Source organism: Deefgea chitinilytica (assembly GCF_016881405.1).
Taxonomy (GTDB): domain Bacteria; phylum Pseudomonadota; class Gammaproteobacteria; order Burkholderiales; family Chitinibacteraceae; genus Deefgea; species Deefgea chitinilytica.
This window is the reverse complement of record NZ_WOFE01000010.1, coordinates 37,572-52,076: the sequence shown is the minus strand read 5'-3', so window position 1 is coordinate 52,076 and position 14,505 is coordinate 37,572. Positions and strand designations below refer to the sequence as shown.

Annotated in this window: 12 protein-coding genes; 4 read left to right on the top strand and 8 right to left on the bottom strand. The window is 50.2% G+C overall.

All coding sequences use genetic code 11. From position 1 onward, the window contains the following. Nucleotides 1–48 precede the first annotated feature (48 nt). The 4 genes from ubiB to GM173_RS14310 form a co-directional block, all read right to left on the bottom strand. On the bottom strand, nt 49–1,578 hold the full coding sequence (gene ubiB, locus GM173_RS14325; protein WP_203572074.1) for a ubiquinone biosynthesis regulatory protein kinase UbiB: 1,530 nt from the start codon (nt 1,576–1,578) through the stop codon (nt 49–51). A 48-nt stretch (nt 1,579–1,626) separates the two neighbouring features. Further along, nucleotides 1,627–2,187 carry a ubiquinone biosynthesis accessory factor UbiJ gene (locus tag GM173_RS14320; protein ID WP_203572073.1) on the bottom strand — a complete coding sequence of 187 codons (561 nt, stop codon included), beginning with the start codon at nt 2,185–2,187 and terminating at the stop codon, nt 1,627–1,629. A gap of 85 nt (nt 2,188–2,272) precedes the next feature. Further along, entirely contained in the window at nt 2,273–3,016 is a 744-nt protein-coding gene (gene ubiE, locus GM173_RS14315) for a bifunctional demethylmenaquinone methyltransferase/2-methoxy-6-polyprenyl-1,4-benzoquinol methylase UbiE (RefSeq protein WP_203572072.1), read from the bottom strand. 112 nt (nt 3,017–3,128) lie between these two features. Further along, the gene (locus tag GM173_RS14310; protein ID WP_203572071.1) at nt 3,129–3,506 is read right to left on the bottom strand and encodes a gamma-butyrobetaine hydroxylase family protein; all 378 of its coding nucleotides are present in this window, start codon (nt 3,504–3,506) and stop codon (nt 3,129–3,131) included. Between the two features lie 286 nt (nt 3,507–3,792). On the opposite strand from GM173_RS14310, the gene phoB reads away from it, so the two are divergent. The 3 genes from phoB (at nt 3,793) to tal (ending at nt 7,230) form a co-directional block, all read left to right on the top strand. Continuing rightward, nucleotides 3,793–4,479: a phosphate regulon transcriptional regulator PhoB gene (gene phoB / locus GM173_RS14305; protein ID WP_203572070.1), complete on the top strand. Its 687-nt coding sequence runs from the start codon at nt 3,793–3,795 to the stop codon at nt 4,477–4,479. Nucleotides 4,480–4,673: 194 nt separating this feature from the next. Next, nucleotides 4,674–5,960, top strand: coding sequence for a phosphate regulon sensor histidine kinase PhoR (phoR, locus tag GM173_RS14300; RefSeq protein ID WP_203572069.1), 1,287 nt, complete (start codon nt 4,674–4,676; stop codon nt 5,958–5,960). Nucleotides 5,961–6,147: 187 nt separating this feature from the next. Further along, the gene (tal, locus tag GM173_RS14295) at nt 6,148–7,230 is read left to right on the top strand and encodes a transaldolase (RefSeq protein WP_203572068.1); all 1,083 of its coding nucleotides are present in this window, start codon (nt 6,148–6,150) and stop codon (nt 7,228–7,230) included. A gap of 286 nt (nt 7,231–7,516) precedes the next feature. Here tal and GM173_RS14290 read toward each other — a convergent pair whose 3' ends face one another. The 3 genes from GM173_RS14290 to GM173_RS14280 all read right to left on the bottom strand — a co-directional run bounded on the left by GM173_RS14290 (nt 7,517) and on the right by GM173_RS14280 (nt 13,259). Next, complete coding sequence (locus GM173_RS14290; RefSeq protein WP_203572067.1) at nt 7,517–10,573, bottom strand: efflux RND transporter permease subunit; 3,057 nt, start codon at nt 10,571–10,573, stop codon at nt 7,517–7,519. Between the two features lie 75 nt (nt 10,574–10,648). Further along, complete coding sequence (locus tag GM173_RS14285; protein ID WP_203572066.1) at nt 10,649–11,779, bottom strand: efflux RND transporter periplasmic adaptor subunit; 1,131 nt, start codon at nt 11,777–11,779, stop codon at nt 10,649–10,651. A gap of 70 nt (nt 11,780–11,849) precedes the next feature. Next, nucleotides 11,850–13,259: an efflux transporter outer membrane subunit gene (locus GM173_RS14280; protein ID WP_203572065.1), complete on the bottom strand. Its 1,410-nt coding sequence runs from the start codon at nt 13,257–13,259 to the stop codon at nt 11,850–11,852. Nucleotides 13,260–13,464: 205 nt separating this feature from the next. Here GM173_RS14280 and GM173_RS14275 point away from each other — a divergent pair, with 205 nt between their 5' ends. After that, entirely contained in the window at nt 13,465–14,082 is a 618-nt protein-coding gene (locus GM173_RS14275) for a TetR/AcrR family transcriptional regulator (protein WP_203572064.1), read from the top strand. 9 nt (nt 14,083–14,091) lie between these two features. On the opposite strand, the gene GM173_RS14270 is transcribed toward GM173_RS14275, so the two are convergent. Then, nucleotides 14,092–14,373 carry a hypothetical protein gene (locus GM173_RS14270; protein WP_203572063.1) on the bottom strand — a complete coding sequence of 94 codons (282 nt, stop codon included), beginning with the start codon at nt 14,371–14,373 and terminating at the stop codon, nt 14,092–14,094. Nucleotides 14,374–14,505: the final 132 nt, after the last annotated feature.

Sequence of the window (14,505 nt, the reverse complement as noted above, 5' to 3'; positions counted from 1 at the left end):
TTATATCCGACTGAACTCAGTTTCACCGCTCAGTCAGTCACCGACTCACTATTTGAGCCATAAAGTCATTACTAATCCCGCTAACAAACACGCAATCACGGCCAATAATAGGTTTCGTTTTTTCTGCTCCCACATCAGGCCTTTATAACCAGCGAGCAATAGCTCAGTATGATTTTGATTGAGAACTTCATTGAGTTTGCGTGGCAAAGTCGGCAACAGCGTCGCCCACTGGGGCGCTTCATGTTTCAAGGTGCTGAGTAAGCCACGCCAACCGATTTGCTCATTCATCCAGCGCTGCAAAAATGGCATCGCGGTTTGCCAAAGATCGAGATCAGGATCGAGTTGCCGACCTAGACCTTCGATATTCAACAATGTTTTTTGCAATAAAACCAATTGCGGTTGAATTTCAACATTAAAGCGGCGTGAGGTTTCAAATAAACGCAGCAGCACAAAACCAAAGGAAATCTGGCTCAAAGGCTTATTAAAGAACGGCTCACAGACGGTGCGCACCGCCGCTTCCAACTCTTCCACTCGCGTTTCTTTGGGCACCCAGCCGCTTTCAATGTGTGCGGTGGCGACGCGATGATAATCGCGGTTGAAAAATGCCAAGAAATTAATCGCTAGATACTGCTTATCCGTATCGCTCAGCGAGCCAACAATACCAAAGTCTAGCGCGACATACCTATTATCAGCAGCGACCAAGATATTGCCCGGATGCATATCGGCGTGGAAAAATCCATGGCGAAATACTTGAGTAAAGAAAATCTCAACGCCAAATTTCGACAGCTTTTTCAAATCCATTCCGGCGGCTTTGAGCTCATCAATCCGACCAATTGGAATGCCGTCCATCCACTGCATCACCATCACTTCGCGCGCGCAAAAGTCGTAATACACTTCGGGAATCAGTAACTGATCCGAATGCAAAAAATTACGATGTAATTGGCTGGCATTGGCCGCTTCGTGCATTAAATCGAGTTCATCGTGTAGATAGCGGTCAAACTCAGCCACCACTTCGCGCGGCTTGAGGCGCTTGCCATCAGAAAATAACTTCTCTACACAAACCGCCAAGGTTTTCAGCAAAGCTAAGTCACTTTCAATAATCGGCAAAATGCCGGGGCGCAGTACTTTAACGGCTACCGCCTGCCCAACCTTACCATCCACTGGATGCAAACGCGCTCGATGCACTTGCGCGACCGAGGCCGATGCAATGGGCTGTGGATCAAATTCACAGAATAATTCAGCAGTTGACTTGCCTAAGCTGCGCTCAATCTGCGCAATTGCCACCTCAGAAGGGAACGGCGGAACATTGTCTTGCAGTTGCGCCAGTTCATCGGCGATATCCGGTGGCATCAAATCGCGACGCGTGGAAAGCACTTGACCGAACTTAACGAAAATCGGCCCTAAAGACTCCAGTGCTAAACGCAAACGCACGGCGCGCGGCTGCTCCAGTTTGCGCCAAAACAGCAGCACTTTGAGCAGTCCACGCAAACCCCGAACGCGCTCATGGCCGAGCAAGAACTCGTCCAAGCCATAGTGCACTACAACATGAGCAATTTTGATAAAGCGAAACACAGACATCCAGATTTTCCGAAAAAGGCCGCAACGCGCCAGCGTCAAAGGTAAAAACTAAACGACCTGCTCCAAGCGTTGCAAGCGTTTTTCTAGCCGCGCGATATCGTCGCGCAGCGTGTCGACTTGATCGCAAAACTCGGTGACGTGATGTTTTTGTGGCAAGATTTTTCGCTCATCGCGCACATATTCCACCACCGAAACCGCCATCCGCTGCCCCATTTCTTTGGGAGCTTCGAGCAAACTGGCCGCGACACGGCTGACACGATGCGCCAGAATATCGCCGATCAACAGCGATAAATCCTCGGCCGCATCCCATTGCAAGCCCGCCAATACATTGCCGACCTTGCCAGCTAACTCGGCATCGCCACTAATTCTGACTTGGCGCGAAGCCGCTTGCCGATCGGTAAAACGTGTAACAAAAAACCGCGCCGGCATGCTGAGTGTGGCTTCCGCTGGCGCATGCGACTCAGCCAGCAAACCATCCTCAGTCACGACCACGACCGCAGCAGCAATCGGCAACTCCAAACGCACGGTACGGCCACGCAAGTCAGCCAACTCAGCCTGCAAAGCAGGCGCTTGCGCCAATAAGTGATTCAAAATGCCAGCTAGCAGCATGCAGCACCTCGTTGAGCCATCAGACGATCCATGGGTATACACAGACAGTCATTGATTATGAAAGACTACAAACCAATACCCAAGATTAAAACTTCGTACCTTTATGCAAAGCCACCACACCACCGGTCAAATTATGAAAGTCAGCGCGGCCAAAGCCGGCGTCGAGCATCATTTGTTTCAGCGTTTCTTGGTCTGGATGCATACGAATCGATTCGGCCAAATATTGATATGAATCGGCGTCATTGGCGACCAATTTGCCCATGAGCGGCAGCAGTTTGAACGAGTACAAATCATACGCGGGCTTGAGTGGTGCCCATACTTTCGAAAACTCCAACACCAGCAAGCGACCTCCCGGTTTCAACACCCGATGCATTTCTTTCAGTGCCGCGTCTTTGTGCGTCATATTGCGTAGGCCAAACGCCACCGAAACGATATTAAAGTAATTGTCGGGAAACGGTAGTTTTTCAGCATCGCACTGCGCCACTGGCAAAGCAAAGCCTTGATCCATTAAACGATCACGACCCACCCCAAGCATCGAGCTATTAATATCAGTCAGCCAAACTTGACCTGTTTTCCCAACTTTTTTCGCAAACGCTTTCGATAAATCGCCAGTACCACCAGCGATATCCAGAATTTTATCGCCAGCTTTCGCGCCGCTGGTTTCAATGGTGAAGAATTTCCAAGCGCGGTGCAGACCGCCTGACATCAGGTCATTCATGACGTCGTATTTTTGCGCCACGGAATGAAACACTTCGGCGACTTTTTGCGCTTTTTCGGATTCATTGACCGTTTTAAAGCCGAAATGCGTGGATTGATCTTGCTCGCTCATCATGACATCCTTTTATCTAGGGTCTTCGTTCAATCATGCTACATATCAACTGAACGGGTATCTCTTTGCAACATTTATTTTTCAATATCTAGCAGCACATACTTGCAAATAATTACTTCGCTTCGCGCGAAGCGCCAGCGGCGGCAAGTTGTGCTAAATAGTTAGCCCAAAGCACATCATAGTCACGCCCCAATTCATAGAGGTATTCCCATGAAAACAAGCCAGAATCATGCCCATCATCAAATACTAGCTTGACTGCGTAGTTGCCCACTGGCTCAACTGCAATAATATTGACGTTAGCTTTACCCACTTGTAGCACTTCATTGCCAACGCCGTGACCACGGACTTCGGCAGATGGGCTAGAGACGCGCAAAAATTCACAAGGCAATTGAAATTGCGCGCCATCGGCGTAGGCGACTTCTAAAATTTTCGATTTTTGATGCAGCTTGATTTCTGTCGGCTGCGGGGTGGTGGGTAATAAACCGGCCATGGCGCACTCTGGCAATCATCAAAGATCACATAATACCCTGCTTTGCAGTGGCTTCGTAGCTTCTGCGCTAAGCAGATCATAGAAGTCGGCGGCTCACGGCTTCGTGACGGAGCCATCAAAGGCCGCTGCCTCACCGATTTGAACCATACCCTAGCCTATTCACACGGCATTTATTTACAGTAATTGAAAATAAATATCGGAACGCTGTAGACTTGTAATACAACGTTCACAATAAAGCCTTATTCTCGCAACAAAATAATTGAACTTTTTCCGCGAGGAACACTCCATGGCAGCCACCATTTTATTGGTTGAAGACGAACCTGCAATTCAAGAGCTGATCGCTTTTAATCTGTCTCAAGCAGGTCATCATATCATTCGTGCCGATTCTGCCGAGACGGCAAGCAACGTCGTGCGCAACGCCTTGCCTGATTTGATTTTGCTTGACTGGATGCTGCCTGGCATGACTGGCATTGATTTTGCCAAAAAGCTGCGTGCCGATGAACGCACCCGGTCGATTCCATTGATTATGCTCACGGCGCGTTCAGACGAACAAGATAAAATTGTCGGCTTAGAAACAGGCGCCGATGATTACATCACCAAGCCCTTTAGCCCGCGTGAACTGCAAGCACGGATTAAAGCCGTGCTGCGTCGCCGCGCACCACAGGTGACTGATGATCCAGTGGAAATCAAAGGTCTGCGTCTTGACCCAGTTACCCACCGGGTATTTGGTAATTCCGCGCCACTTGATTTAGGGCCGACAGAATTTCGCCTACTGCATTTTTTTATGACGCATCCAGAACGCGTGCATTCACGCGCCCATTTGCTCGATCAAGTGTGGGGCGACCATGTTTTTGTTGAAGAGCGCACTGTTGACGTTCATATTCGCCGTTTGCGTTCATCATTAGAAAGCACAGGGCATGATAATTTAATCCAAACCATTCGCGGCTCTGGTTATCGTTTGTCGGTCAATTAATTTGCAGTATCGCAATACCTCCCTGCTCTCTGCCGAAGGAAACTTCGGCTGATCAGTCACTGACCAACAGTTTTCGCGCAAGGTGGTGAAGCCGACGAGAGTACAATTTGTACCGCACGGCGAACCAACGCAGTGCGGGAACTTTTGTCTGATTACAGAGCAGGGTTTATTTTTCGTTTCACCAAAGGCCGTCCATGTTTTGGCTACGCTCGATTCTTTTTTATTCCTTGCTGGCATTGATCGCACTATTTATTAGCGCGATTGGTAGTGCGAATGATGGATTAATCTTTGCCGTCTCGCTGCTTGGCGTCGCCACGGTCTATCACTTAATTAATTTGAATCGCCTAAATACTTGGCTCAAAAAGCCAGATATCAACACGGTACCCAGTAGCTTTATGCTCTGGCAAGATGTTTTCGATCAATTGTATGAACAAATTCGTACTCAACAAAAATCCAAAGATCGTCTCGCGAATACGCTGGATCGCTTTCTGTCTGCCGCAGAAGCACTCCCAGACGGCGTGGTCATTTTGGATGAATACGATCGGATTGAATGGTGTAATCCCGCCAGCCAAATTCATTTGGGCTTAAACCGAAAAACCGATTCCGGTCAGCAAATTACCAATCTATTGCGCCACCCTGCATTACGCGAATATTTGAAAGAGCAAGATTTTAGCCATCCGGTCACGCTACGCACCATGCGCCCGCAAGAACAAGTGCTGTCGGTGCAAATGGTGCCATTTGATTCAACCCGCAAATTATTACTCAGCCGCGACATTACCCAGCTCGACCGAGTACAAACGGTACATCGCGATTTTGTCGCCAATGTATCGCATGAGTTGCGCACGCCACTGACCGTAGTCGGCGGTTTTATCGAAACGATGATCGATCTTCCAGACATCGACCAAAAAACCCGCGATCAACACATGCAGTTAATGTACGAACAAACGCAGCGTATGCAGCGTTTGGTCGACGATTTGCTCACGCTGTCGCGACTGGAAAATGGTCAGCAATTGAAAGAAGAAGAAGTCGATATTCCACAAATGATGCAACTGCTACGCATCGAAGCTGAAGGCCTTTCACAAGGACGGCACAGCATTAGCATTGCCGCGATTGATCGCCAGCGTTTAATCGGCAACCACGATGAGCTGCATTCTGCGCTCGGTAATTTAGTTTCTAATGCAGTTCGCTACACGCCTGCTGGCGGCAGTATTAGCTTGGCGTGGCAAAAACGCGGTGATGAAGTGTGCTTTATCGTCAAAGACACCGGCATCGGAATTGCACCAGAGCATGTGCCACGGCTGACCGAGCGCTTCTACCGCGTCGATCGCGGTCGCTCACGCAGCACTGGCGGCACTGGTCTAGGCTTGGCGATTGTGAAGCACATTCTAAATCGCCACCAAGCCACGATGGCGGTGGAATCGCGGCTTGGTGAAGGCACTGAATTTGCCGTCAAATTCCCCGCACCACGGATTTTGGAATAAATGCCAATCTTCAATCCTCACAAAAACACGAATCGCAAACGCCTTCGTGTTTTTTTATGCCATCATACTGGGCATAGACGTGGGGCAGAAATCACGACAGTTTGTGCAAACACAAACCTGCACCCTTGATGTTGATACATAATGCCCCAAGATCATTTATTACCCACTCACACAGGCGTATGAAACTATGAGCAAAATTGCGGCAATTAAACCTTTCGGTCAAAGCATCTGGTTGGACAATCTTTCGCGCGGCCTCATCGCTTCGGGTGAGCTGGCAAAAATTCTGAAAGAAGACGCCATTGCTGGCGTGACTTCAAATCCAGCGATTTTCTACAAATCAATCTCTTCTGACCCGCTTTACACTGGCGACTTGGCAGAACTGAAAAAACAAGACTTGACTGCAGAACAACGCTACGAAGCTTTGGTGGTGCCGGACATTCAAGCCACTTGCGACCTCACTCGCTCCATCTACGACGAAACCAACGGTGTTGACGGCTACGTGAGCTTGGAAGTATCGCCAACGCTAGCGAACGACGCGAAAGGCACGATTGATAATGCCAAACGTCTGTGGGCAGAAATTAATCGTCCAAACTTGATGATTAAAGTCCCAGCAACGCCAGCTGGCGTGATTGCCTTCGAAGAATTGATCACTTCAGGCATCAACGTGAACGTGACTTTGATGTTCAACTTGACTCACGTCGACAACATCTTGACCGCTTACATCCGCGGTCTGGAAGCACGCGCAGCTGCGGGCTTGCCAGTGGATCGCGTACACGCAGTGGCATCGGTCTTCTTGTCACGTGTGGATAGCTTGATCGATCCACAATTGGAAGCGATTGGCACACCAGAAGCATTGGCATTGCGCGGCAAAGTGGCGCTGTCATTTGTCAAAGTAGCGTACCAACAACATTACAAAACCTTGTTCCACGGTAGCCGTTTCGCTGCATTGAAAGCATTGGGCGCACATCCACAACGCCTATTGTGGGCCTCTACTGGCACGAAAAACAAAGCCTACAACGACGTGATGTACGTTGAAGAATTGATCGGACCAGAAACCGTAAATACCGTTCCTGATGCAACGCTGGCGCTATTCCGTGACCACGGTAAAGCCGCTGCGACATTAGAAACTGGCGCGGCAGAAGCGGTTGCGACCTTGGTAGCAGTACGCAACTTGGGCATCAACTACAATTTGGCTGGCGAACAATTGCAGCAAGAAGGCTTAAAACAATTTGACGAAGCATTCGACAAATTGCTTGAATTGACTAAATAAAACGTATTCTGCATCAACTCAGCCCCGCTTTATAGCGGGGTTTTTTATTGGTATATCCATATAAAACTTACCCAGCAAAGCTTAGAAGGATATACATCACACCATAACTTCCGATTGGCGTTACCTAATCGGAAGCTACGCAGCGTCGCACAAATATGTAATTTCAACGGCGGCATACGTACGAATACGCTGCGCTATTCGTAGCTACGCCGCAAAAATATAAAAAGCCTTGCTTCAGGTATCACCCCCTAAGCAAGGCTTTGTTTATCTTAGTAAGCAATACCTATTAGCTAAGCTGTTTTTTCTTCCCCAGTTTCATCACCCACTGCACCAAGTCATCAACAAAAGTAAACACCACCGGAATCACCAGCAAGCTCAAGAACGTTGACGTAATCAAACCGCCGATGACCGCAATCGCCATTGGTGCACGGAAGCTAGAATCAACACCCCAACCAGCTGCAATCGGCAACATGCCCGCGCCCATCGCAATGGTTGTCATCACAATCGGACGAGCCCGTTTGCGCCCCGCATCCATCAGTGCATCAAAACGACTCATGCCGTCACGGCGCGCAACAATTGCATACTCGACCAGCAAGATTGAGTTTTTCGCGGCAATCCCCATCAGCATCACCAAGCCAATCAGTGACGGCATCGAGAATGAACTCTGCGCGATAAACAAGGCCAAAAATGCGCCCGGGAATGACAACAACAGCGCAAACAAAATCGTCACCGGCTGCATAAATTGGCGGAATAGCAGCACCAGCACCATATAAATACACAACACACCGGTCAGCATCGCCAAGCCAAAACTCGCAAAGAGTTTCACCATTTCTTCCGCATCACCAAACTCAGCACGTGTCACACCAGACGGTAGATTTTTTAGCGAAGGCAATTGATCCGCTTCAGCACTGACTTCTCCTAATGGACGACCATTCAGTTCGACATCGAAAATCACATTCCGTGCTCTATCGTAACGGCTAATCAGGCTAGGCCCGCTGGCAATTTCAATATCTGCAACTTGTCCCAACATCACCTCGCCATAGCTCGATGGCACACGCAAACGCTTGATCTGTTCTAAGTCGGTACGAAATGAATCCGGCAAACGCACCACAATCGGCACTTGGCGTTCGGGTAGGTTGAGTTTGGCCAAGGCCGTATCAAAATCGCCGACCGTCGCAATCCGGATGGTGTCGGCAATCGCCACCGCCGTTACCCCCATATCGGCTGCTCGGCTCATATCTGGGCGAATAATCAATTCAGGTCGCACCAAACTCGCACTGGAAGTAATTGCTCCCACGCCCTGCAGCGTACGCAAATCTTGCTCAATCGCTTTTGCGGCAAACATCAACGCATCAGGGTCATCCGACTTCACAATCATTTGCAGCTTTTCACCACTTTGCCCCAATCCCACCGTCACCCGAGCACCTGGAATGGCTTGCAAAGCAATACGCAAGTCTCTTTCAATTTCGGTTTTTTTCTGGCTACGCTCTTCGCGCGGCGCCAGCGTCAACGTGAGATTCGCTTTATTCACGCCACTACTACCGCCCGCAAAAGGATCAGACCCCGCCTTGCCATCGCCAACCGCAGTATAAATCCGCGTAATGTAGGGATTTTTAGCCAAAATGAGTCGCGCTTGATCGGCCGCAGCAAAGGTTTCTTGCAAGGTTGCGCCCGGCGGTAATTCGATTTTTACCAAGGTTTGCGATCGATCATCCGGTGGCACAAAGCCTTTAGGTAACAAAGGCACCAGTGCTAAGGCGCCGACAAAAAACACCAAAGACAAAAACGCCGTGGTTTTGCGGTGATTCAAGCACCATGCCGCGCACGCTAAGTATTTCTCTTTAAGCTTGCCTTCTTTTTCGGTACCAACAATCGGTTTGAGCAAATACGCCGCCATCATCGGCGTCAGCAAGCGTGCCACCAATAAAGACGCTAACACCGCCATCGCCGCAGTCCAGCCAAACGGATGAAAGAACTTACCCGGAATGCCGCTCATAAATGCCGTTGGTAAAAACACCGCCACCAAGGCCAAAGTGGTCGCAATCACCGCCATGCCGATTTCATCGGCGGCTTCCATTGCCGCTTGATACGGCGTTTTGCCCATTCGTAAATGGCGAACGATGTTTTCAATTTCAACAATCGCATCGTCGACCAAAATCCCGACTACCAGCGCCAGCGACAATAAAGTCACCGTATTGAGCGTAAAGCCAAATAAATACATACCAATAAAGGTTGGCAAAATCGATAGTGGTAAGGCTGCGGCTGATACCAAGGTGGCACGCCAATCTCGCAAGAAAAACCAAACCACAATCACCGCAAGTAATGCGCCTTCGTACAGCAGTCCCATCGAGCCATCAAACTCTTCCTGCACTGGCGCAGCCATATCGTAGGCATTGGTTAAAACCAGACCAGGATTCTCTTGTTTCAACTTAGCCAAGGCATCACGAACTGCTGCTGCCACTTCGGTTTCGCCTGCGCCGCGTGAACGGGTAATTTCAAACCCGACAACAGGCTTGCCATCTAGCTGAGCAATCGAGCGACGCTCAGCAATGGTGTCTTCAATAGTGGCAATTTGATCTAAACGAATACGGCGACCATCAGATAAAGCCAATTCGGTTTTAGCAAGTTCGGCGGTGGATTGCACCGTGGCAATCGTGCGTAGCGCCTGCTCCGCGCCGCCCAAATCAGCACGGCCGCCAGATGCGTCGCGTTGCGTACGTGCTAATTGGCGAGAAATATCACTACTACTCACGCCCAAGGCTGCCATGCGTTCAGGATCAAGCTCAATCCGCACTTGCCGCGTCACCCCGCCCACACGCGCCACTTGCCCCACGCCAGGAATCGCCCGAATTACCCGGGTAATTTTATTGTCGACCAACCAAGACAATTGCTCTTCATCAAGCTGCGGATCGGCGACCGTGTACACCAGAAACGGCACGCCAGAAAACTCCACCTTACCAATAACCGGGTCTTTTAAATCAGCAGGCAGCTCACTACGCACGTTGGAGACCGCATTGCGTACATCGTCCACCGCGTCATTAATTGATTTTTCCAGTACAAACTCAACGGTCATGCTGACCACGCCATCGCTGATATTGCTATAAACGTGCTTCACGCCTTGCAAGGCGGATACCGAGTTTTCTAGTTTTCGAGCGACTTCGGTTTCCAGCTGTGCCGGCGCGGCACCATCGAGCACCGCGGTGACCGTCACCATAGGTAATTCAATATCAGGAAAGTCCTGCACTTTCATCTTATGGAACGACATCACACCGCCCAAAGACAACAGCACAAACAACATAATGGCCGGAATCGGATTCTTAATCGACCAAGCAGAGAAATTCATTTTTAGTCCTTGATAATTGTGAGGAGTAAAGCATGCGGCGGGAGGGGGAACACCTTACCCCTCACGGCTAACACCTCACTTTTTATCCACAACGCGAACCACGTCACCGTCGGCAAGGAAGCCTGCACCGCTGGCCACGATTTGCTGCTCAGCGGTGATGCCTTCCACTTCCATCATGCCATCAGCTTGACGACCCAATTTAACGCGCACTTGCTTCACTTTATTACCCGGCTGCAACACAAACACATTGGCAAATCCATCCCGCAGCAGCACCGCGCTACCAGGCACTGCCAGCGCTTTGCCCTTACCGACAGCAATACTGCCTTTAGCAAACATGCCAGGTTTGGCCTCGCTCAGCCCCGTATCGCTATTTTTTAAATCGACGTACACCAAGACATTGCGCGTTTTCATATCCGCTGTTGGCGCTATTTTGCGCACCGTGCCTTGCAGCACTTTGCCCGTCGGCAATGTCAGTGTTACCGCTTGACCTGCTTTTATACGAGCACTTTCTGCAGCGGTAACTTCGGCCTGCCATTCCAAGCGGCCTTGTCGCACCAAGCGAAACAACTCTTGCCCCGGCTGGCTAACAGCCCCCAGCGACGCACTACGCGCCGAAATAATGCCGTCATCGGGCGCGACAATTCGCGTCTGCCCTAGCCGAACCTGCGCGCTACTCAATTGCGCTTTTGCCGATTGCACGCGCGCTTTGGCGGTGAGTTCTTTGGTATAGGCTTCGGTCATTTGTTGCTCAGACATCGCGCCGGTATTACCTAATTGGCGTACGCGATCAGCATTTTGCTTGGCTTCAGCCAAGGCGGCTTCTGTCTCAGCCAACGTCGCTTTGGCTTGCGCCACTTCAGCTTGTACCGTTTCATCGTTAAAGCGCGCCAATAGTTGGCCTTTTTTCACCGCATCGCCGACTTGTGCATTGAGCTCGACCAAACGCACGCCCCCCAATTCGATACCAATCAGCGACTCTTGCCACGCCACGACATTGCCGTTGGCCGCAACGGTTTGCGCCCATTCAATCGTTTTGGGCTTGACCAAGCTCACCGACAGTACAGGCTTGGCGGCTTCCGTTTTTTTCTCTTTGCTATCAGCCTGCACGACCATCGTCGACACAGCAATGCTGGCGACAAAAGCCACCAGCAGTGCTTTGAAAATCGTATTGCGATGAAATGGCAGCTTATCCAGAAATTGATTCATTACACTACTCCAGTATGTTCTTGTAGCCATTATTTAATAATGGCTATAGCTATATACATCACATAAAACATTATTGATTCACGGGATGTTGCGGCCATTCGCCACCCACCGCCTTGTACAATGCAATCCATAGCGCTAATTGCTCGCGCTGCAACGAAATTTGCTTGGTTTGCGCCGTCAATAAAAAGCGGCGCGAAATTTCCAAATCAAACAAGCTAGCGCTACCGGCTTTCCACATCGCATTGGTGGCATCTTGCTGCTTTTGATAGCCCGCCACTGAGCGCAAGGTTGCTGCCACCCGCTGATTGCTACTATTGAGCTTCACCATCGTTTGCTCGACTTCACGCACTGCAAAGCGTACTTGCTGTTGATACATCGCAACAGCTTGCTCAAAGCGGGCTTGCGCGGCTTCTTCTTCCGACTTTAAACGCCCTGCATTAAAAATCGGCAGCTTCACGGTTGGACCAAACGACCAGGTATTACCATTGAGCTCTAAGCTACTGGTCTCTTGGCGACCGACACTAATCGCACCGAATAAGCTCAGCGAGGGCAATCGCGCCACTTTAGCAATCCCGACATCAGCCGCTGCGGCTTTGACTTTTTCTGCCTCGACGCGAATATCATGCCGCTGTGTAATCACTTCAGCTGGCAGTGAAGTCACCGTAAAACCCAGTGGTTGCGGCAATTGCCGTGCTCCTTGGCTAATTTGTGCACGCACTTCTCGCTCACTCAAGCCCGTCACCGCGACCAGCGCTTTAATCGAGCTATCGATACCTTCTTGCATCTCTGCCAACTGCGCGACGGAGTCGGCACTACTCGCGTCCGCCAAAGCCACATCAACCGGACTGGCTAAGCCAACGCTGGCTTTATCCTGCGTGAGTTGCAAGCTACGATTTCGCGATTCCAAATCCGCAGCGACAATATCTGCCATCGCTTGATAGGCGCGCAGCGCGACATAGGCGTTGGCAACTTCGGCAGCAACACTCACTTGCGCATCGTGCCACTCGACTTCACGCGCCTGCATATTGGCCAGCAAGCCTTGCTCAGCAGCGCGAATACCGCCCCACAGATCGATCTCCCAGCTGGCATCCAAGCCGACCGACCCGTTGTTGGTGATGTAACTCGGTGACGACACCAGCTCGTTTTGACTGCGAGTACCTGTGGCGGTCGCCCCAATCGTCGGCCACAAATAGGACTTGGCCGAATACGCTTTGGCGCGGGCTTCACGGATTCGCGCCTGAGCAAATTCAAGCGTTGGATTGGCTTGTTGCGCTGCATTGAGTAAGGTGTCCAGAACTGGATCTTGCCAAGCGCCCCACCACGCTTTTTGTTCCGCCAGACGCACCGCGCTTGGCGTAGCAGCCTGCCAACTTGGTTCTTGTGGCACAAGTTGAGCGGCATCTGGTTGCGGTAAATTGACCGCGCAGGCACTTAATGCAGTCGAGACTGCAATCAGCAATAGTTTTAAACGGTAGCGCATAAGCGATGCGTTCCCCTCGGTGCGTTACAAAAAGAAGCCATTGGCACGATCCACAATTTTTCATCGTGAGACGATAGCTCCATCAACATGAAACCAACGACTTATCACCACGAATGATCATTGAAACTAGAAAATCAGTGATTGGGATGCTAAACTGACCGAACGGTTCGGTCAATATGTATTACGCATTAAATTTGGAAAGCTTATGAACGCAGCAAGTAGCAAACTCACAGATACCAAGCGCGCGCAGATTCTTAGCGGCGCACGAGCTATGTTTATGGAGCACGGGTTTGCCAGCACCAGCGTCGAGAAAATCGCCAAAGCGGCTGGCGTATCTAAAGGCACCATTTACAATTACTTTCCTAGCAAAGAGATTTTATTTGTCGCGCTAGTAACGGGTGAATGTGACTGCGAGGCACAACTACCGAATGCGGCTGATCTGATGGCGGCGCCGATTGAAAATGTATTGACCCAATTTGGCAGTCAATGCTTGGAAGGGTTGCTGCATGAAGATCAGCAGCGATTATTTCGAATCGTGCTGGCTGAAGTCATGCAATTTCCACAACTGGGGCAGTTAATTGAATCAACTGGCCCAGCCTTGTCGATGAGTGTATTGGCTGAGTATTTAACGAAATTAGATCAAGCAGGCCAATTAAACATCCCACATCCCAAACTGGCCGCTGAGCAGTTTATGGCTCTCTGCGATGCGGGGATTATCCGCCGCATGCAGCTGTCTGTCGGTAATCCAACTCAGGATGAAATTGATCTGCAAGTAGCCAGTGCGGTGAAATTATTCATCAATGGTTACGCGCCATCGGCTTGATTCACTGACTTAGCGCTTGCTCAATAACTCGATCAGCGCCGTTGGATCTTCATTGTTGGCCAGTACCGCCCGTATTTTATTAAACGCCGTTGCGGCCTCTTCGGGGTACTTGCCATAAGACACGACACTGGCGTGCCGCCACCCAGCTGCGGCCAGTACCTGTTTAGCGTATTTGCTACCATCAACGCCGCCGCCGCCGAGCTGCAACAAGGCTTGTTCAAGTAAAACATGCGGAAATGGGGTGCGAGAAAGTGTATTGAAGTGCACTGCTTGGATTTCGTCGAATTGCATCTTGGCGCTCACTTAAATCAAGTAAGAATGCACCGCTCCATACCGAATCGTATTGGCTAGTCACACTCTCTTCTGTCATTTTTCTAGTGTGCGTAAGCCAAAATTTCAAGCTCGCTGCAAATCTATGCCTGC

Excerpts from the sequence above, each read along its gene's own strand:
- ubiB (WP_203572074.1), bottom strand. The coding sequence starts at position 1,578 with ATGTCTGTGTTTCGCTTTATCAAAATTGCTCATGTTGTAGTGCACTAT.
- GM173_RS14320 (WP_203572073.1), bottom strand. The coding sequence starts at position 2,187 with ATGCTGCTAGCTGGCATTTTGAATCACTTATTGGCGCAAGCGCCTGCT.
- ubiE (WP_203572072.1), bottom strand. The coding sequence starts at position 3,016 with ATGAGCGAGCAAGATCAATCCACGCATTTCGGCTTTAAAACGGTCAAT.
- GM173_RS14310 (WP_203572071.1), bottom strand. The coding sequence starts at position 3,506 with ATGGCCGGTTTATTACCCACCACCCCGCAGCCGACAGAAATCAAGCTG.
- phoB (WP_203572070.1), top strand. The coding sequence starts at position 3,793 with ATGGCAGCCACCATTTTATTGGTTGAAGACGAACCTGCAATTCAAGAG.
- phoR (WP_203572069.1), top strand. The coding sequence starts at position 4,674 with ATGTTTTGGCTACGCTCGATTCTTTTTTATTCCTTGCTGGCATTGATC.
- tal (WP_203572068.1), top strand. The coding sequence starts at position 6,148 with ATGAGCAAAATTGCGGCAATTAAACCTTTCGGTCAAAGCATCTGGTTG.
- GM173_RS14290 (WP_203572067.1), bottom strand. The coding sequence starts at position 10,573 with ATGAATTTCTCTGCTTGGTCGATTAAGAATCCGATTCCGGCCATTATG.
- GM173_RS14285 (WP_203572066.1), bottom strand. The coding sequence starts at position 11,779 with ATGAATCAATTTCTGGATAAGCTGCCATTTCATCGCAATACGATTTTC.
- GM173_RS14280 (WP_203572065.1), bottom strand. The coding sequence starts at position 13,259 with ATGCGCTACCGTTTAAAACTATTGCTGATTGCAGTCTCGACTGCATTA.
- GM173_RS14275 (WP_203572064.1), top strand. The coding sequence starts at position 13,465 with ATGAACGCAGCAAGTAGCAAACTCACAGATACCAAGCGCGCGCAGATT.
- GM173_RS14270 (WP_203572063.1), bottom strand. The coding sequence starts at position 14,373 with ATGCAATTCGACGAAATCCAAGCAGTGCACTTCAATACACTTTCTCGC.